This is a genomic window from Ruegeria sp. AF7 (assembly GCF_056541885.1).
Map to the genome: position 1 here is coordinate 855,754 of NZ_JBQFYX010000001.1, position 15,201 is coordinate 870,954.

Genomic DNA, 15,201 nt, shown 5'->3' on the forward strand with positions numbered 1-15,201 from the left:
GCTGACACGGCGCGCAAGGGAGGAAAGACATGCTTAGGAAAAAGACCAACGGGGTTGCGAGACGCCCCCAGCGGACAAGTATCCTGTCCCAGGTCGGCGAGAAAACCGTCGATCGCCGCGCATTCCTGCGTGGCTCGGGCCTGACGATCGGCGGCCTTGCCGCGATCAGCGCCACAGGTGGAACCGTGACGCCAGCCAGTGCCCAGACAGCGGCCAATCAGGCCGTCGAAAACATCAAATCCGTATGCACCCACTGCTCGGTCGGCTGTACCGTCGTTGCCGAAGTACAGAACGGTGTCTGGGTCGGGCAGGAACCCGGTTGGGACAGCCCGTTCAATCTGGGTGCACACTGTGCCAAGGGGGCTTCGGTTCGCGAGCACGCCCATGGCGAGCGCCGCCTGAAATATCCGATGAAAAAGGAAGGCGGCGAGTGGAAGCGCATCAGCTGGGAAGAGGCGATCAACGAGATCGGCGACGGCATGATGAGCATCCGCGAGGAATCCGGGCCCGACAGCGTGTACTGGCTGGGCTCAGCAAAACACAATAACGAACAGGCTTATCTGTTCCGCAAGTTCGCTGCCTACTGGGGCACGAACAACGTGGACCATCAGGCCCGTATCTGCCACTCGACCACCGTTGCGGGTGTTGCGAATACATGGGGCTACGGTGCCATGACCAATTCGTATAACGACATCCACAACTCGCGCGCCATCTTCATCATTGGCGGCAACCCGGCTGAGGCGCACCCTGTCTCTCTACTGCACGTTCTGCGCGCAAAAGAGCAGAACAACGCCCCACTGATCGTCTGCGACCCGCGATTTACGCGCACGGCGGCCCATGCGGATGAATATGTCCGTTTCCGCCCAGGCACAGACGTTGCTCTGATCTGGGGCATCCTGTGGCACATCTTCGACAACGGTTGGGAGGATAAAGAATTCATCCGCACCCGTGTCTGGGGCATGGACCAGATTCAGGATGAGGTGGCCAAATGGACGCCCGAAGAAACAGAACGCGTCACTGGCGTGCCCGGCTCACAACTGAAACGTGTTGCCCGAACCATGGCGAACAACCGCCCCGGCACGGTCATCTGGTGCATGGGTGGCACGCAGCACACCAACGGCAACAACAACACCCGCGCCTATTGCGTGCTTCAGCTTGCGCTGGGCAACATGGGTACCTCGGGTGGTGGCACCAATATCTTCCGCGGCCACGACAACGTGCAGGGCGCGACAGACCTTGGTGTGTTGTCCCACACCCTGCCCGGCTATTACGGCCTGTCCGCAGGCGCATGGGGCCACTGGAGCCGCGTCTGGGGCGAAGACCTGGATTGGCTGAAGGGCCAGTTCGCCACGATCAAGGGCAAAGACGGCAAGGACAAACCGCTGATGAATGAAAGCGGTATCCCGGTATCCCGCTGGATCGACGGTGTTCTGGAAGACCCTGCGAACATGGATCAGGACAACAATGTCCGTGCCATGGTTCTGTGGGGTCACGCGCCGAACTCGCAAACGCGGGGTCCGGAAATGAAAACGGCAATGGAAAAGCTGGACATGCTGGTCGTGATCGACCCGTATCCCACCGTTTCCGCTGTTCTGCATGACCGCACCGATGGCGTCTACCTTTTGCCCGCTTGTACGCAGTTCGAAACCCGTGGCTCGGTCACCGCGTCAAACCGCTCGCTACAGTGGCGTGACAAGGTGGTTGATCCGCTGTTCGAAAGCCTGCCGGACGAGGTCATCATGGCCAAGTTCGCCAACAAGTTCGGTTGGGCGGATCGCCTGTTCCGCAATATCGAGATGGAAGACCCCGAGACCCCGAATGTTGAAAGCATCACGCGTGAGTTTAACTCGGGCCTCTGGACCATCGGATATACCGGGCAGTCACCGGAACGCTTGAAAAGCCATATGGCCAATCAGCACACGTTTGACAGAACCACACTACAAGCCATTGGTGGACCCAACGACGGCGAGTATTACGGTTTGCCGTGGCCTTGCTGGGGAACGGCAGAGATGGGTCATACGGGGACACCGAACCTCTATGACATGTCCAAACCGGTGGCCGAAGGTGGCTTGACCTTCCGCGCACGCTTTGGCGTGGAACGGGATGGCGACAATCTGCTGGCCGAAGGGGTCTATAGCGTCGGGTCGGAAATTCAGGATGGATACCCTGAATTCACGATGCAGATGCTGATGGATCTTGGCTGGGATGGTGACCTGACGGCTGAAGAACGCGCCGCAATCGATGCCGTTGCAGGCCCCGAGACCAACTGGAAAACCGACCTTTCAGGTGGTATCCAGCGGGTCGCGATCGCTCATGGCTGTGCGCCCTTCGGGAACGCCAAAGCCCGCGCGGTTGTCTGGACCTTCCCGGATCCGATCCCACTGCACCGCGAGCCGCTTTATACGAACCGGCGCGATCTGGTGGCGGACTATCCAACCTACGAGGACCGGCACGCATATCGCCTGCCCACCCTTTATGCTTCGATCCAGAAGAACGACTTTTCAAAGGATTACCCGATAATCCTGACGTCAGGTCGTCTGGTCGAATATGAAGGCGGCGGCGAGGAAAGCCGGTCTAACCCATGGCTTGCTGAACTTCAGCAGGATATGTTCGTCGAGATCAATCCGCGCGATGCCAACAACCTTGGCATTCGGGACGGTCAACAGGTCTGGGTCGAAGGTCCGGAAGGCGGTAAGGTCAAGGTGATGGCGATGCTGACCAATCGGGTCGGTGCCGGTGTCGCCTTCATGCCTTTCCACTTTGGCGGCCATTTCCAGGGCGAGGATCTGCGGCACAAATACCCCGCAGGCGCTGACCCCTATGTTCTGGGCGAAAGTTCCAACACCGCCCAGACTTATGGCTATGATTCAGTGACCCAGATGCAGGAGACCAAGTGTACTCTCTGCAAGATCTCGGCAGCGTAAGGAGGACGATTAATGGCTAGAGCAAAGTTTCTCTGCGACGCTGAACGCTGCATCGAATGCAACGCCTGCGTAACCGCGTGCAAGAACGAGCATGAGGTACCCTGGGGTATCAACCGCCGCAGGGTGGTGACGATCAATGACGGCAATCCGGGCGAACGCTCGATCTCGGTGGCCTGTATGCATTGTTCGGATGCGCCCTGCATGGCGGTGTGTCCGGTCGACTGCTTCTATCAGAACGAAGAAGGTGTTGTCCTGCACTCCAAGGACCTGTGCATCGGTTGCGGTTATTGCTTTTACGCGTGCCCGTTTGGCGCGCCGCAATACCCGCAGGCGGGCAATTTCGGTTCACGCGGCAAGATGGACAAATGCACCTTCTGCGCCGGCGGTCCCGAAGAAAACCACTCGACCGCAGAGTTCGCCAAATATGGTCGCAACCGGATCGCCGAGGGCAAACTGCCCATCTGCGCCGAAATGTGCTCCACCAAGGCCCTGCTTGCCGGTGACGGCGACGTGGTGTCGGCTGTTTACCGTGAACGCGTCGTGGCGCGCGGTTTCGGCTCGGGCGCCTGGGGCTGGGGTACTGCCTACGACCAGAAAGACGGCTAAGCTGCTGTCTGCACAAAGCAATGGACAACCCGCTCAGCGCGGGTTTTCCGATCTTGGAATTTGACCGAGGTTCAGATGCTCCGCTTTCTCATCGCTTTTCTGTTTACCCTTGGGCTGACCTTTTCGGCAGCCGCCCAAACGACCGATGACAGCAACGCAACGCCTGAAAGGGCGGGAACCGGCGGAGCGACGACCCTCGAAGACATCCTCGCCCGGCAACGTGGCGAGAAGGTGAATAACCGCTATCGCTCCGGCAATACCGGTCAGAGCAATGTAGAAGGCCTGATGGGTCAGCTTGGCACCCGTGGTGTCGCGTCGGATAGTGATGTGTACCGTGCGTTGCGTTATGGCTCGGCCGATGTGACCGTATCGTCAAACGGCCCGGCGGCAAGCGTGCTAATACAGGATGGCGGCATGTGGTGGCTGAACTTCCGCAGCGGACCGCTGCGCGAATATGGCACCTATATCATCGCCGGGATGCTGGGCATCATTCTGCTGTTCTTCCTGATCCGTGGGAAAATCCGCATCGATGGAGAGAAAACAGGCCGCACAGTCACCCGTTTCAACGGAATTGAACGATTTGGCCATTGGCTGTTTGCAGGATCGTTCCTGATCCTCGGCATTACTGGTTTGCTCACGCTCTATGGCCGCGACTTCCTGATTCCGATCTTCGGCAAGGAGGGTTTCGCTACCATCGCATTGGGCTGTAAGTGGCTGCATAACAATCTGGCCTGGGCCTTTATGCTGGGTCTGATCATCGTCACGGTGAACTGGATTGCTCATAACATCCCCAACCGGACCGACCTGAAATGGCTCGCCGCCGGAGGAGGGTTGTTCACCAAGGGCAACCACCCGCCCGCCCGGAAATTCAATGCGGGGCAAAAGATCATTTTTTGGGCCTGTATTCTGTTAGGCGTGTCGATCAGCCTGTCCGGCTTGTCACTGCTGTTCCCGTTCGAGATGCCCCTGTTCGCCAAGACCTTCTCGGTCGCAAACGCGACGGGCATTCCGCAGGCGCTGGGTCTGACCTTGCCGGTGCAGATGTCACCTCAGGAAGAGATGCAATTCGCCCAAGTCTGGCATGTCATGATTGCCTATGTGTTCATCGCGATCATCGTTGCGCATATCTATCTCGGCTCGGTCGGGATGGAGGGCGCGTTTGACGCCATGGGAACCGGAGAGGTCGAGGAACAATGGGCGCGCGAGCATCACTCACTCTGGCTTGAAGAGGTGCAGGAAAAAGAGGCTGGTAAAGCAGCCGCCTCACCCGCTGAATAGATGCGTGGGCTGGTTCTGGCGCTGGTGCTGGTTCCCCTGCCCGCCGTGGCAGAATTCTTCACGCTGAAAGGGCATGGCGGCCCCATCATGGGCATCGCCACCGCGCCTGACGGTCGCATCGCAACAGCCAGTTTCGACAACTCAGTGGGTCTTTGGACCGGGCAAACACCAGAATGGTACGAAGGTCACGAAGCCGCTGTGAACACAGTCGCGTTCAACGGCTCCGCTTTCTATTCTGCCGGAGACGACTTCACCCTGCGCAAGTGGCCCAGCGGTGAAGTCATTGGCCGACACAAGGGCAAGATTGTCAGCCTTGCGGCTTCAGAAACCGTAATTGCAACCGCCAGCTGGGATGGAACAATCGGCCTGTGGCCTGTCGATGGCACAGAACCCACGCGGCTTGAACCGACCGGCAGTGGCGTGAATGCGGTCGCATTTTCACCTGACGGCACGCAACTTTATTCGGCGGGAGTCGACGGCGCTTTGCGGTTATGGGATGTATCCAGCGGGCAGGAAACAAGGCGTCTGGTCGAGCACGGGTTCGGCATCAATGAACTGGCCCTGAATGCGCAGGACAACTGGATCGCCTATGGCGCGGTTGACGGTGTCACGCGTGTCCTTGACCTTGCCACCGGGGAAGAGCGCGATTTCACTCTGGACCGCCGCCCGATCCTTGCCCTTGCACTCAGCCCGGATCGGAGACTTTTGGCCGTAGGCGATGGCGAAGGGTATATTATGGTCATCGACACCGTCGATTGGCGCATTGCACAGGATTTTCGCGCCACTTTGCGCGGTCCGGTCTGGGCTTTGGCATTTTCCACAGACGGTAAGAACATCCATGCGGGCGGGCTTGACGAGGCGATGTACAGCTGGCCTGTGGATGCGTTGTCCGACCAACACCAGATGGCCTCGGCAGTACCAAGTTTCCTAAAAAATCCTGACGAGATGGACAACGGAGAACGCCAGTTTGCGCGCAAATGCTCGATCTGTCACAGCCTGTCTTCCGATAACGAACGACGTGCAGGCCCCACCCTGCACGGTGTATTTGGACGTCAGGCCGGCACGGTTCAAGGATATTTGTACTCGGATACATTGCAAGGCTCTGATATCATTTGGAATGACGAGACAATAAATGCCCTTTTCGACGAAGGGCCAGACCACTACATTCCAGGGTCGAAAATGCCGATGCAGCGGATTGCCAAATCACAGGATCGCCAGGACCTTATCGCTTTTCTGCGTCGCGCAACAACTGACCGGAACTGAACCGGAGGAGCCCATGAAAGCCTTTCTCGCCGCTGTCGCCGCGATGGTCATTATTGCAGGCGCAGCCCCGTTTGTGCTGGAACAGATCGGGTTCAGCACCGCTGACACCACATCCGGCGCCGCCGTGCGCCTCGACTGAATGGCACAATATCTGACCACCCGTGAACTGGCCGATCTGCTGCGCATTGGCGAGCGGAAGGCTTATGACCTTGCCTCGTCAGGTGAGGTACCGTGCGTGCGCGCCATGGGCAAACTGTTGTTTCCGCGGGCCGAGATCATTGCCTGGCTCAACGCGTCGCGATCTGGCCCACAGGTTGCCGAACCGCCCCTACCCCCGATCATAGCGGGCAGCCACGATCCTTTGCTGGACTGGGCGCTGCGTGAAAGTGGGTCGGGGCTGGCCACCTATTACGACGGTTCTTTTGACGGGCTGATCAGGCTCAGCGAACGCAGCGCGCAGGCCGCTGTGTTGCACATCCACGAAAATGGCGGATTCAACAAAGAATCCCTGCAAGACACTTTGGGCGAAGCCCCGGTAATCCTGTTTGAAATCGCCCGGCGTGAGCGTGGATTGCTTCTTGCTCCGGGCATATCCGACATCAGTTCTTTTGATGACCTCAAGTCACGCACCGTCATGCTGCGTCAGGACAGTGCGGCAAGCCAGCGCCTGTTCGACACTCAACTGAAAGCCCACGGCCTGAGCCGGGATGATCTGGATACTCGACCAGGCTGCGCACGTACAGAAGAAGAGCTGGCAATCGCCCTGCATGACCGGAAGGCCGAGGCCGGTTTTGGGCTTGGCGCCCTAGCCGGTCTCTACAACTTGGGTTTTGTCCCCACTCATTCCGAGAGGCTGGATCTTGCCATCTGGCGTCGGGCCTTTTTCGATCCGCCAATACAGAAACTGCTAACCCTGTTGCGCTCGGGTCAGTTCACCCAGCGGGCACGCGAGTTTAGCGGCTATGACCTGTCTGGTCTTGGCACGATCCACCACAATGGGGCCAGCGGGTGAACCTCTACCCGCGCCTTCATCTTTTCATAGATACTCGCCCCGCAGGGGCTGGCCGCAGGCCAGCTTATTGCGCATTGGGAAAAAACACCTGCTGACCGTCCAGCCGGAAAGAAGCGATCGCCTCCTGCCCGTCCGGCCCGGTCAACCAGTCGATGAACCGCTGACCAGAGGCAGCGCGCACATGCGGATGCTTTTCAGGATTTACGAGGATCACACCGTATTGATTGAACAGACGCGGATCACCTTCGACCAGGATCTCAAGATTGCCTCTGTTACCAAAGGACAGCCACGTCGCCCTATCTGTCAGAGTGTACGCGTCCATGCCGCTGGCTACGTTCAGCGTCGCCCCCATACCTGAACCGGTTTCCCGATACCAACTGCCGGACGCGCCGGTTGGGTCAAGCCCCGCAGCCGACCAATTCCGCAGCTCGGCCTTGTGCGTTCCACTGTCATCACCGCGCGACGCAAACGGGGCTTCAGCCTTTGCAATCGCTGTAAGAGCGCTCAGAATGTCGGCACCACCGCGAATTCCGGCGGGATCTGCCTTGGGGCCCACCAATACAAAATCGTTATACATCAGGTCCTTCCGCTCCACGCCATATCCATCAGCGACGAATTTCCCTTCGGCGGATTTGGCGTGAACCAGCAGAACGTCCCCGTCACCATTCACTGCGTTGCGGATTGCCTGACCGGTTCCTACGGCCACAACGCGCACGTCAATGCCCGACTCGGCCTCGAACCACGGCAGAATATAGTCCAACAGCCCCGAGTTCTGGGTGGATGTCGTAGACTGCACGACAATGAACGGTGTCTCTGCCAAGGCCGCATTTGCCGACAGACCAAGGGCCATCACTGCCGCCCGAAGTATTGCGCGGAACATCATTTTCTCCGTTTTATTGTTAGGTAACCAATCCACCCGCGAGGTAGCGACGCGATGCTTCGCTTTCGGGGGTATCCAAAACCTGTTTTGCTGGGCCGTGTTCAACCACATGACCGCCCTGCATCATGACCACATCCGAGGCCAAACGACGGGCCTGCCCAATATCATGTGTCACCATCACGATCCGTACACCCCGCGCCGAGGCGCGCAGAACCATACGTTCGATCATCTGTGTTGCGCCGGGATCAAGGGCGCTGGTCGGTTCGTCCAGAAACAGTGTTTCGGGCTCCAGCGCCAAGGCACGCAAAATGGCCAGCCTCTGGGCCTCGCCCCCCGAAAGCGACCGGGCAGATTGCCAGGCCTTCCCCTCCAGCCCGCCTTCGGCCAGCAACTCGATGATACGTGCCTTTCTCGCCGCTCGCCCCATGCCCTGACGCTTGAGGACAAAGCCCAGGTTTGCAGCAACAGAGCGTCGCAACAGAACCGGTCTCTGAAATACCATGGCTTGGCGCGCTTTCTGCGCAGCGCCCAGAGGGTTTCCATCCTGCACCACCCGCCCGCGATCCGGCGAAATCAGGCCATGCAAGCACCGCAGCAACAGGCTTTTGCCCGCACCGTTAGGGCCAAGAAGCAACGTCGGCCCCGGACCATCCAGAACCAATGAAGGAACATCCAGCAAAACCTTGCCGTTGCTGCGAATTTGCACGTTTTCAACCGTCAGACAGTTCGACATGTCACAGATCACGTCACGCATGGCGCAACCCCTCCTGTTCGGCCCGCAAACTGACCGCGCTGACCATCGCGTTTACGGCAATTGCAATCCCGATCAGGATCGCCCCCAACGCCAGTGCCAGCGACAGATTTCCCTTCGACGTTTCAAGCGCAATGGTTGTGGTCATCACGCGGGTCACATGATTGATGTTTCCGCCAACGATGATAACCGCGCCCACCTCGGCGATGGCGCGTCCGAAACCGGCAAGCAGGGCCGTGACAAGTGCCAGTCGCGCATCCCACAACAAAACCGGAACCGAGGCCAGCCGTGACACGCCCAAGGACCGCAGCTGTTCAGAATATTCCTCAGCCAACATTTCAACAACCTGTCGCGTCAGAGCCGCGACAATGGGGGTGACCAAAACGACCTGCGCAATGATCATGGCGGTCGGAGTGTACAAAAGCTCAAGCACTCCCAAAGGACCCGAACGGGACAGCATCAGATAGACCAGCAGGCCTACGACAACCGGCGGAAACCCCATCAGTGCATTCATCAGGACGATCAGCATCCGGCGGCCGGGGAACCGTGCGACGGCCAAAGCAGCCCCCACGGGCATTCCAATCAGAGCAGAAACCAGAACCGCAAACACGGACACTTTCAGAGACAACAGCACAATTGCCCACAGCTCAGAATCTACCCCAAGGATCAAGGCAATCGCAGCGCTGAATTCTAATGAAAATTCCTGCATTTCCTTCCCAAATACCTACACTTCGTACAAAACACGTTAGATTACATGGAAATACTACTTCATATCGGTGCCAAGTACAGACACAATTCCGACACCACGAATACGAAACGCGGCCCCGATTGGGACCGCGTTTTTTTCACTCAGATAAACGGTTAGCGTCAGTTCAGAGCAGCGTCCGTGATCTGGTGCGTCCAGGCCCCTTCGGGTTCCTTGGTGATCACCGGATCAGAACCTCCGGCCAGCAGGGTACTAACGGTGCGATCAAAATCCGCCGGGTCCAGCGCGCCGTTCGAACCTGCGGTCAACTTGGCGATCTCACCCATCATGCGTTTCTGATGTTCTTCCGTCTGCGCACCCGTTGCATCGTTCTCCAGCACGATATCTGCCGCTTCGTCGGGGTTCTCCTCGGCGTATTTCCAACCTTTCATCGAGGCGCGAACAAACCGCTGCATCTTGTCGGTGAAGGCCGTATCGCTGAGATTTTCTTCCAGAACGTAAAGACCATCTTCCAGCGTCGCGACACCCTGGTCTTCGTATTTGAAGGTCACCAGTTCATCCGGGCTGACACCGGCATCGATGACCTGCCAGTATTCATTGTAGGTCATGGTGCTGATACAATCCGCCTGACGTTGCAGCAGCGGATCGACGTTGAAGCCCTGTTTCAGAACTTCCACACCGTTGTCGCCTTTCCCATCAGTGCTGATGCCCAACTGGCTCATCCAGCTCATGAACGGGAACTCATTGCCAAAGAACCAGACACCCAGCGTGCGGTTCTTCAGGTCCTCAGGTGACGAAATACCGGCATCTTTCCAGCAGGTCAGCATCATGCCCGAGCTTTTGAACGGCTGGGCGATGTTCACCAACGGCAACCCTTTTTCACGTGCGGCCAGAGCGGCAGGCATCCATTCAACGGTCACATCAGCACCGCCGCCCGCAATCACCTGTGTCGGAGCAATGTCAGGCCCGCCGGGCAGAATGGTAACGTCCAGCCCTTCTTCCTCGTAAAAGCCCTTGTCCTTGGCAACGTAGTAGCCCGCGAATTGTGCTTGCGTGACCCATTTCAGTTGCAGTGTCACTTCATCCGCCGCCAGCGCCGTACTGGCTGCCAGACCAAAGGCGGCAACCGCCCCGCTGAATAGCTTGTTCATCTTCATTTCTCCTAGTTGCTTGTTGCGCCCCGATTTTCAGGGTCTGTTGATTTTCTTCGTCTTATCCGCGTTGTGAGGGGTGCCAGAACGTCACCACTTTTTCGATTCCCGCCACCAGGCCATAAAAAGCCGTACCCGCGATAGCGGCAACAACGATTTCGGCCCAGACCATATCCAACGACAATTGACCGACGCTGGTGGATATCCGAAATCCCATGCCCAGTGTCGGCGATCCGAAGAATTCAGCCACGATGGCGCCAATCAAAGCCAAAGTTGTTGAAATCTTCAACCCGTTGAAAATGAAAGGCATCGCCGCAGGCAGCCGCAGCTTCAGAAAGCTCTGCCAATAGCTTGCTGCATAGGTTTCCATCAAGTCACGCTGCATCGCGGTGGCCTCGCGCAGTCCGGCCACGGTGTTGACCAGCATCGGAAAGAACACCATCACAACGACCACCGCCGCTTTGGAATGCCAATCAAACCCGAACCACATGACCAGAATGGGTGCCGTCCCCACGATGGGCAAAGCCGCGACGAAATTCCCTACTGGCAATAACCCCAAACGCAGGAAATCCCACCGATCGACGGCAATCGCCATAAGGAAGGCCGATCCACAGCCGATGACATATCCGCTGAGCGCTCCTTTCAGGATCGTCTGAACAAAGTCGGCCCAAAGAATGTCAAGGCTACCTGCAAATCGCACCGCTATGGCAGACGGTGCCGGCAGAATGACCAGCGGCACTTCAAGCCCACGGACCACCAGCTCCCAAGCTCCAACAATGGTCAGACCAAAAATCACCGGTGCCAGAAAGCGTACCATCTGGCTGTCGGCTTGCGGGCCACTGGCCAATCGGCTGTTCAACCACCAGCCGAAAGCCCACAGCAGCAAAGCAAAGACAACCAACATCATTGCGCCATCCCCATCCGCTTCAGAACCGACCGTTCAATCAATCCCAACAAACCGACCAGGCAGGCAGCCAGAATGGCCGCAGCAAACAGCGCTGACCATATCTGCACGGTTTGACCATAGTAACTGCCTGCCAGCAACCGAGCACCCAATCCTGCGACAGCGCCTGTCGGCAGCTCACCCACGATTGCGCCGACCAACGACGCCGCAATACCGATCTTCAACGAGGTGAACAGGTATGGCATCGACGCCGGCAGGCGCAGTTTCCAGAACCCCTGCGATTGGCTGGCATTATAAGTCCGCAACAGGTCAAGTTGCATCGCGTCAGGGCTGCGCAACCCTTTGACCATGCCGACGACAACCGGGAAAAAGCTCAGATACGCTGATATGATCGCCTTGGGAATGATCCCCTGAACCCCGACCGAGTAAAGAACCACGATAATCATCGGTGCCAAGGCGATAATCGGGATCGTCTGGCTAACGATAGCCCATGGCATGACCGACAAATCCATCACGCGGCTATGCACGATCCCAACGGCCAACAGGACACCCAGCCCGGTCCCGATGACAAAGCCCAGCATCGTAGCGCTGAGTGTCACCCACCCATGAAAGATCAGCGATCTTTTCGAGTTGATTTTCTTCAGAACAGTTGTATCCCACAATTCAATCGCCACCTGATGAGGGGATGGCAAACGGGGCTTGCCTTGCTCCCAAGTTGCTGGAATCGCGAACGAATTATTCAGAACCAGACCGAACTCTCCCAGATCCCGGCGCGCACTTGCAGTGGGTGGCTGAACCTCGGCACCGCCACGTTCAAGCTCGGTCAAAACCCCTTTGATGTTCATCGGAACGCAAGCGACATACCAGAACAAAACGACCACGGCGACGACGGTGAAAACGGCAATGATCTGCTTCATGCGTGCCACTCCATTCGATAGACGGGCACTGTATCCGGCGGTACGGGTGGTTCTTCGGCAGTTACCTCGAACCCTTCACGACGGTAAAACCTCTGCGCCGCCTGATTGGGTTTGTGTGTTGTTAGCCAAAGATGGGTCCGACCCTGCTTCGCCTTGGCAACGAAACGCTTGCCAATTCCCTGCCCCGTCCGGCTGCAATACAACGCACCGATTTTACACTGCGCCGGATCTATGGACATGTAGCAATCAACCGGATCACCCGCGACCCAGATCTCGCGACTGTCGAACGCTTCGTGGATCAGGGTCGCCAATTCCTCCACCGGCAATTCATCAGGCATCCATTCCGTCTGCGAGGCCCAGTTGTAAATCACGCGGGCACAAGCCGGCACGTCACCTACCACGGCCCGTCTGATGGTTTCTGCCGCCGGATCAGTCGTCATAAGAATGCCCCGCCCGCAACCCGTCACGAACACGATGGGCCACTTCGATGAATTCCGGAGTGTCACGAATGTCCAACGGCCGTTCCTTTGGCAGCGGGCTGTCGATCACATCCGTAATCCGCCCCGGCCGCGGGCTCATCACGACAATTTTGGTGCTCAGATATACGGCTTCGGGAATCGAATGCGTCACGAATCCGATGGTCTTTTCAGTTCTTGCCCAAAGCGCCAAAAGCTGCTCGTTCAGGTGGTCGCGCACAATCTCATCCAAAGCACCGAACGGTTCATCCATCAACAAGATATCAGCATCAAAGGCCAAGGCCCGCGCGATGCTGGCGCGCTGCTGCATCCCGCCGGATAACTGCCATGGAAACTTTCCGCCAAATCCTTCAAGATCAACCAGTTCCAGGACTTTTCTCACCCTTTCTTCCTGCTCGGACGCGGAATAGCCCATGATCTCAAGCGGCAACTTGATGTTCTTTGCTATGGTGCGCCAGGGGTAAAGGCCCGCCGCCTGAAAGACATACCCATAGGCCCTGTTCCGCCGCGCTTCGTCCGCGGTCATTCTGTTGACAGTCAGCGACCCGCCGGTCGGTGTCTCCAAGGCCGCGATGCAGCGCAGGAAAGTGGTTTTTCCACAGCCCGAGGGGCCAATGAAACTAACAAATTCACCCTTGTCGATCGTCAGGTTCACGTCTTTCAACGCGTGAACAGGCCCGTCATTGGTTTGAAAGGTGAGGTCAAGCTGCCTTGCTTCGATGACGTGCTGGGTCGTGCTTTCAGTGGTCATTCTACTGCCTTGAAAAGAGTGGTGCCGGGGCCGCCCAGATAGCGGCCCAACGGATCAAACCCCCGTCGCCGGGATACCTGTCCGCTCAACCGGCCGAGGGGCGGTTAGTTCCTTCCACGCGCTCAAAGCCTTGTTGACGGTCGTATTTGCCTCGCGCGCGACGAACTCGCCATGGCCTTCCTGCGTGCGGATTTCACCATCATGTACCGCAACCTGTCCACGGGTCAGCGTAAAGCGCGGCAGGCCTTTGACCTCTTTGCCCTCAAACACGTTGTAGTCGATCGAAGATTGCTGCGTACTGGCTGTGATCGTTTTCGTTTTTTCAGGATCCCACACGACGATATCTGCATCCGCCCCAACAAGGATCGCGCCTTTTTTCGGATAGCAATTCAGTATCTTGGCGATGTTTGTTGAAGTCACTGCAACAAATTCATTGGGCGTCAGGCGTCCGGTATTCACACCGTGCGTCCACAGCATCGGCATCCGATCTTCCAGACCGCCGGTCCCGTTCGGGATCTTGGTGAAATCCCCAACTCCAAAGCGTTTCTGTTCGGTCGTAAAGGCGCAATGGTCGGTTGCCACAACACTCAGCGATCCTGATTGCAGGCCATTCCACAAGCTGTCCTGATGCTGCTTATTGCGGAACGGCGGGCTCATGACCCGCCGCGCGGCGTGGTCCCAATCCTGATTGAAATATTCGCTTTCATCGAGGGTCAGATGCTGAATCAGCGGCTCTCCCCACACCCTCTTGCCCTGCATTCTGGCTCGGCGAATGGCCTCATGAGACTCTTCGCAGGATGTATGAACAACATACAGCGGCACGCCCGCCATATCTGCGATCATGATGGCCCGGTTGGTCGCCTCACCCTCTACTTGCGGCGGTCGGGAATAAGCGTGCGCTTCCGGGCCAGAGTTCCCCTCGGCCAGCAGCTTGGCGCTCAGTTCGGCAACGACGTCTCCGTTCTCGGCATGCACCATTGCGATGCCGCCCAGTTCGGCCAAACGCCTGAACGAAGCATAAAGCTCATCGTCATTCACCATCAACGCGCCTTTATAGGCCATGAAATGCTTGAACGTGTTGATGCCGCGCGTTTCGATCACGGTCTTGAGGTCGTCAAAAACCTGTTCGCCCCACCATGTCACCGCCATGTGGAACGAGTAGTCGCAATTCGCCCGTGTCGATTTGTTGTCCCAACGCTTCAGGGCATCCAGCAGGCTTTCGCCCGGATTGGGCAGCGCGAAGTCAACAACCATCGTCGTGCCCCCGGCCAGGGCCGCCCGCGTACCGCTTTCGAAATCGTCGCTGGAATAGGTGCCCATGAACGGCATTTCCAGATGGGTATGCGGATCAATCCCACCGGGCATCACATAACAGCCGGTCGCGTCCAGCTCGTTATCACCTTTCAGACCCATCCCGATCCCGGTGATGACGCCGCCTTCGACCAATACATCCGCCTTGTATGACAAATCCGCGGTGACAACGGTTCCGTTTTTAATAACAGTACTCATTTTGAACTCCCTGATGCGGTCTGCGCCGCTTGCTTCATCTGGCCAAAAATATCCCGGGGGAGTCGCCCTTGGG

General features: G+C 57.8%; 15 protein-coding genes. 6 read left to right on the forward strand and 9 right to left on the reverse strand.

The window, feature by feature from the left end; translation table 11 throughout:
* Window positions 1-29: 29 nt before the first annotated feature.
* From ACR0AP_RS04280 to ACR0AP_RS04305, 6 genes are all read left to right on the forward strand, one after another.
* Window positions 30-2,924 (forward strand): formate dehydrogenase subunit alpha, encoded by a 2,895-nt coding sequence (locus ACR0AP_RS04280; protein ID WP_480505504.1) that lies wholly within the window; start codon window positions 30-32, stop codon window positions 2,922-2,924.
* 12 nt (window positions 2,925-2,936) lie between these two features.
* A complete protein-coding gene (fdh3B, locus tag ACR0AP_RS04285) occupies window positions 2,937-3,530 on the forward strand; it encodes a formate dehydrogenase FDH3 subunit beta (protein WP_209504177.1) in 594 nt (197 codons plus the stop codon).
* A gap of 75 nt (window positions 3,531-3,605) precedes the next feature.
* The gene (locus ACR0AP_RS04290) at window positions 3,606-4,808 is read left to right on the forward strand and encodes a formate dehydrogenase subunit gamma (protein WP_480505505.1); all 1,203 of its coding nucleotides are present in this window, start codon (window positions 3,606-3,608) and stop codon (window positions 4,806-4,808) included.
* A complete protein-coding gene (locus ACR0AP_RS04295; protein WP_480505507.1) occupies window positions 4,809-6,071 on the forward strand; it encodes a c-type cytochrome in 1,263 nt (420 codons plus the stop codon). It begins immediately after the preceding gene.
* Window positions 6,072-6,084: 13 nt separating this feature from the next.
* Window positions 6,085-6,210: a hypothetical protein gene (locus ACR0AP_RS04300; RefSeq protein WP_480505509.1), complete on the forward strand. Its 126-nt coding sequence runs from the start codon at window positions 6,085-6,087 to the stop codon at window positions 6,208-6,210.
* On the forward strand, window positions 6,211-7,083 hold the full coding sequence (locus ACR0AP_RS04305) for a substrate-binding domain-containing protein (protein WP_480505511.1): 873 nt from the start codon (window positions 6,211-6,213) through the stop codon (window positions 7,081-7,083).
* Between the two features lie 64 nt (window positions 7,084-7,147).
* Here the strand turns inward: ACR0AP_RS04305 and ACR0AP_RS04310 are convergent, their stop codons facing one another.
* The 9 genes from ACR0AP_RS04310 to hydA form a co-directional block, all read right to left on the reverse strand.
* On the reverse strand, window positions 7,148-7,963 hold the full coding sequence (locus ACR0AP_RS04310) for an ABC transporter substrate-binding protein (RefSeq protein ID WP_480505513.1): 816 nt from the start codon (window positions 7,961-7,963) through the stop codon (window positions 7,148-7,150).
* 19 nt (window positions 7,964-7,982) lie between these two features.
* Window positions 7,983-8,717: an ATP-binding cassette domain-containing protein gene (locus ACR0AP_RS04315; protein ID WP_480505515.1), complete on the reverse strand. Its 735-nt coding sequence runs from the start codon at window positions 8,715-8,717 to the stop codon at window positions 7,983-7,985.
* Complete coding sequence (locus ACR0AP_RS04320; RefSeq protein WP_480505517.1) at window positions 8,710-9,423, reverse strand: ABC transporter permease; 714 nt, start codon at window positions 9,421-9,423, stop codon at window positions 8,710-8,712. The genes ACR0AP_RS04315 and ACR0AP_RS04320 overlap by 8 nt, the downstream gene beginning before the upstream one ends.
* Before the next feature lie 158 nt (window positions 9,424-9,581).
* A complete protein-coding gene (locus ACR0AP_RS04325; RefSeq protein ID WP_480505519.1) occupies window positions 9,582-10,571 on the reverse strand; it encodes an ABC transporter substrate-binding protein in 990 nt (329 codons plus the stop codon).
* Between the two features lie 61 nt (window positions 10,572-10,632).
* A complete protein-coding gene (locus ACR0AP_RS04330; RefSeq protein WP_267364134.1) occupies window positions 10,633-11,478 on the reverse strand; it encodes an ABC transporter permease in 846 nt (281 codons plus the stop codon).
* Window positions 11,475-12,392 (reverse strand): ABC transporter permease, encoded by a 918-nt coding sequence (locus ACR0AP_RS04335; RefSeq protein ID WP_480505521.1) that lies wholly within the window; start codon window positions 12,390-12,392, stop codon window positions 11,475-11,477. The genes ACR0AP_RS04330 and ACR0AP_RS04335 overlap by 4 nt, the downstream gene beginning before the upstream one ends.
* Entirely contained in the window at window positions 12,389-12,832 is a 444-nt protein-coding gene (locus ACR0AP_RS04340) for an N-acetyltransferase family protein (protein WP_480481338.1), read from the reverse strand. Before ACR0AP_RS04340 ends, ACR0AP_RS04335 begins: the two co-directional genes overlap by 4 nt.
* Complete coding sequence (locus tag ACR0AP_RS04345; protein ID WP_480505523.1) at window positions 12,822-13,619, reverse strand: ABC transporter ATP-binding protein; 798 nt, start codon at window positions 13,617-13,619, stop codon at window positions 12,822-12,824. The genes ACR0AP_RS04340 and ACR0AP_RS04345 overlap by 11 nt, the downstream gene beginning before the upstream one ends.
* A 54-nt stretch (window positions 13,620-13,673) precedes the next feature.
* Window positions 13,674-15,128 carry a dihydropyrimidinase gene (hydA, locus tag ACR0AP_RS04350; RefSeq protein WP_209595938.1) on the reverse strand — a complete coding sequence of 485 codons (1,455 nt, stop codon included), beginning with the start codon at window positions 15,126-15,128 and terminating at the stop codon, window positions 13,674-13,676.
* Window positions 15,129-15,201: the final 73 nt, after the last annotated feature.

Excerpts from the sequence above, each read along its gene's own strand:
- ACR0AP_RS04290 (WP_480505505.1), top strand. The coding sequence starts at position 3,606 with ATGCTCCGCTTTCTCATCGCTTTTCTGTTTACCCTTGGGCTGACCTTT.
- ACR0AP_RS04280 (WP_480505504.1), top strand. The coding sequence starts at position 30 with ATGCTTAGGAAAAAGACCAACGGGGTTGCGAGACGCCCCCAGCGGACA.
- ACR0AP_RS04310 (WP_480505513.1), bottom strand. The coding sequence starts at position 7,963 with ATGTTCCGCGCAATACTTCGGGCGGCAGTGATGGCCCTTGGTCTGTCG.
- ACR0AP_RS04330 (WP_267364134.1), bottom strand. The coding sequence starts at position 11,478 with ATGATGTTGGTTGTCTTTGCTTTGCTGCTGTGGGCTTTCGGCTGGTGG.
- ACR0AP_RS04345 (WP_480505523.1), bottom strand. The coding sequence starts at position 13,619 with ATGACCACTGAAAGCACGACCCAGCACGTCATCGAAGCAAGGCAGCTT.
- ACR0AP_RS04340 (WP_480481338.1), bottom strand. The coding sequence starts at position 12,832 with ATGACGACTGATCCGGCGGCAGAAACCATCAGACGGGCCGTGGTAGGT.
- ACR0AP_RS04295 (WP_480505507.1), top strand. The coding sequence starts at position 4,809 with ATGCGTGGGCTGGTTCTGGCGCTGGTGCTGGTTCCCCTGCCCGCCGTG.
- ACR0AP_RS04325 (WP_480505519.1), bottom strand. The coding sequence starts at position 10,571 with ATGAACAAGCTATTCAGCGGGGCGGTTGCCGCCTTTGGTCTGGCAGCC.
- ACR0AP_RS04315 (WP_480505515.1), bottom strand. The coding sequence starts at position 8,717 with ATGCGTGACGTGATCTGTGACATGTCGAACTGTCTGACGGTTGAAAAC.
- fdh3B (WP_209504177.1), top strand. The coding sequence starts at position 2,937 with ATGGCTAGAGCAAAGTTTCTCTGCGACGCTGAACGCTGCATCGAATGC.
- ACR0AP_RS04305 (WP_480505511.1), top strand. The coding sequence starts at position 6,211 with ATGGCACAATATCTGACCACCCGTGAACTGGCCGATCTGCTGCGCATT.
- ACR0AP_RS04320 (WP_480505517.1), bottom strand. The coding sequence starts at position 9,423 with ATGCAGGAATTTTCATTAGAATTCAGCGCTGCGATTGCCTTGATCCTT.
- ACR0AP_RS04335 (WP_480505521.1), bottom strand. The coding sequence starts at position 12,392 with ATGAAGCAGATCATTGCCGTTTTCACCGTCGTCGCCGTGGTCGTTTTG.
- ACR0AP_RS04300 (WP_480505509.1), top strand. The coding sequence starts at position 6,085 with ATGAAAGCCTTTCTCGCCGCTGTCGCCGCGATGGTCATTATTGCAGGC.
- hydA (WP_209595938.1), bottom strand. The coding sequence starts at position 15,128 with ATGAGTACTGTTATTAAAAACGGAACCGTTGTCACCGCGGATTTGTCA.